General features: G+C 69.2%; 3 protein-coding genes. All 3 read right to left on the bottom strand.

Annotated features, from left to right (window positions below):
• Positions 1-216: 216 nt before the first annotated feature.
• Positions 217-819, bottom strand: coding sequence for a TIGR00730 family Rossman fold protein (locus tag ABZ910_RS36190; RefSeq protein ID WP_361373673.1), 603 nt, complete (start codon positions 817-819; stop codon positions 217-219).
• Positions 820-892: 73 nt separating this feature from the next.
• The gene (locus tag ABZ910_RS36185; RefSeq protein ID WP_361373671.1) at positions 893-1,648 is read right to left on the bottom strand and encodes a cysteine dioxygenase family protein; all 756 of its coding nucleotides are present in this window, start codon (positions 1,646-1,648) and stop codon (positions 893-895) included.
• A gap of 104 nt (positions 1,649-1,752) precedes the next feature.
• Positions 1,753-1,902 (bottom strand): hypothetical protein, encoded by a 150-nt coding sequence (locus ABZ910_RS36180; RefSeq protein WP_361373677.1) that lies wholly within the window; start codon positions 1,900-1,902, stop codon positions 1,753-1,755.
• Between the last annotated feature and the right edge of the window lie 9 nt (positions 1,903-1,911).

The following is a 1,911-nucleotide window of genomic DNA, read 5'->3' as shown; positions in this document are numbered from 1 at the left end:
TCGTCGAACGCCACGGTGTTCTCCATGATGCTCACTCCTTTATCCGTCTCGGTTCCCGTCGGTGTTTTCCGGCGGTGATGAGATATTCGCCTGAAGAGGCCTCTGGCGTCAACGGTGGGTTTTTGGCGCGAAAGTTGGACACGACTGTTGAACGCTTTCTCGGGAAACGCGTAGCGCCCCCACCGGGTTCGGTGGGGGCGCTACATGTGCCGGCTGTCAGGCTGTCGCCGGGACGGGTTGCGGATGTCCGGCCCTGAGCAGGTCTATGGCCTCGTCGACGTCTTTTCCTTCCTGGATCAGGCTCCGCTCCTCGGCTCTGAGGAACCCCTCCTGGACCAAGTGGTCCAGCATGCGCAGCAGTGGGTCGAAGAAGCCCCGGTGATTGACCACGACGATCGGCTTCCGCATGATCGACAACTGGCTCCAGGTAGCCGCCTCCAGTAGCTCGTCGAGCGTCCCGAACCCGCCGGGCAGCACGGCGAAGCCCGTCGACAGCCGGTACATGAGCGCTTTGCGTTCATGCATGGAACGGACGACGAACAGCGCGCCCGGCGCGTTGTCGGCCCGCTCACGCTCATGCAGGAAGTGGGGCACCACCCCGGTGACACCACCCCCCGCGTCCATGACGGCATGGGCCACCGCACCCATCACCCCCACGCCGCCGGCGCCGTACACCAGGTCCAGTCCGCGGCGGGCCAGAGCGGTACCGAACTCCTTGGCGAGCAGCAGATGGTCCGGACGCGCACCGTCGCGCGCACCGCAGAAGACGGCGATCTTCTCGCTCTGCCCTATTTCTGGCGGTATCTCTATTGCGTCCATTTCGGGGGGTATCTCTATTACGGAGGGCATCGAAATCCTCTGAGGTCGGTCACTCCCGTGGCAGGAGTGCGGGTCAACGCGGTACGCCCGAGCCGCCCGCGGGCAGCACCGGCAGGGTGTACGTCCGGCGCACGCTGGAGCCGAGCCGTGCGATGTCCGCCCCGTACACATGGATCGAGACCGTCCGGCCCGAAGCCGCGCACCGGACGTCGTGGATGTCGCCCGGCGGGGCGAGGAACGACACCGCTCCCACCCCGCTGGTCGAGGTGGCCGTGGCGACGAGATACGGCTCGTCCGCGTCGCGCACCAGGCGATAGACCGTCTCCGTCTCCGCCCCCCGGTGAATGCCCGACGCGCACCAGGCGACGTGGTCGTGGATCGGTGTGCTCTGCCCCGGCAGCCAGACCAGCGCGACGACCGAGAACGAGCCCTCGGGTTCGGCGTGCAGAAGGTGCTGCCGATAGGTGTGCAGCTGGGGTTCCTGCTGGGCCGGCGTGAGCAGGTCGTCGCACCCGAGGTGCGGCGCGAGCAAGGCCGCCACCTCTTCCCCGGCCTGCTCGGGCGGGGCGGCGCGCAGGGCTGCCAGGGCCGCCCGGATCTCGTCGACGAGTCCGTCGAGACGGGCGGTGCGGGGCGCGCCGACGTCGCCCGGGGCGGGTGCGGGGAGTTCGCGCACGGCCGCGCCCGGTTTCCCGGCCAGGGTGAGCCCTGGGGCGTACGCGCGCGTCTCCTCGCCCCGGACGTCGGCGAGGGGTTCGACCCGGCGCGGGCGCCGGCCGCCGTCGACGACCGCCGGGGCCGTCCGGTGCTGAGCCACGGATCGGCTCATGGTTCCTCCAGGAACGTTCAGTCGGCAGTGGATGCTTCGGGCGGCACGGCCCCGGCGACGTCCTCGGAGACTCGTCCGGGTCGGGCTTCCGGGTCGGACACGCTCTAGAGGAGGTGGCGGTCCCACCATTCGAGGATCGCCTCGAACCGGGCCACTCGATGGCTCGGCAGGCCTGAGCGGGACATGTCGTGTCCTTCACCGGAGAACAGGAGCAGCTCCACCGGTACGCCGCGGGTCTTGAGTGCGACGAACAGCCGCTGTGC

Source organism: Streptomyces sp. NPDC046805, from assembly GCF_040645355.1.
GTDB lineage: Bacteria > Actinomycetota > Actinomycetes > Streptomycetales > Streptomycetaceae > Streptomyces.
This window is presented reverse-complemented; position numbering and strand designations above follow the sequence as displayed.

What these genes read in the sequence shown, in the direction of transcription:
- ABZ910_RS36185 (WP_361373671.1), bottom strand. Translation starts at nt 1,648, where the DNA reads ATGAGCCGATCCGTGGCTCAGCACCGGACGGCCCCGGCGGTCGTCGAC.
- ABZ910_RS36190 (WP_361373673.1), bottom strand. Translation starts at nt 819, where the DNA reads ATGGACGCAATAGAGATACCGCCAGAAATAGGGCAGAGCGAGAAGATC.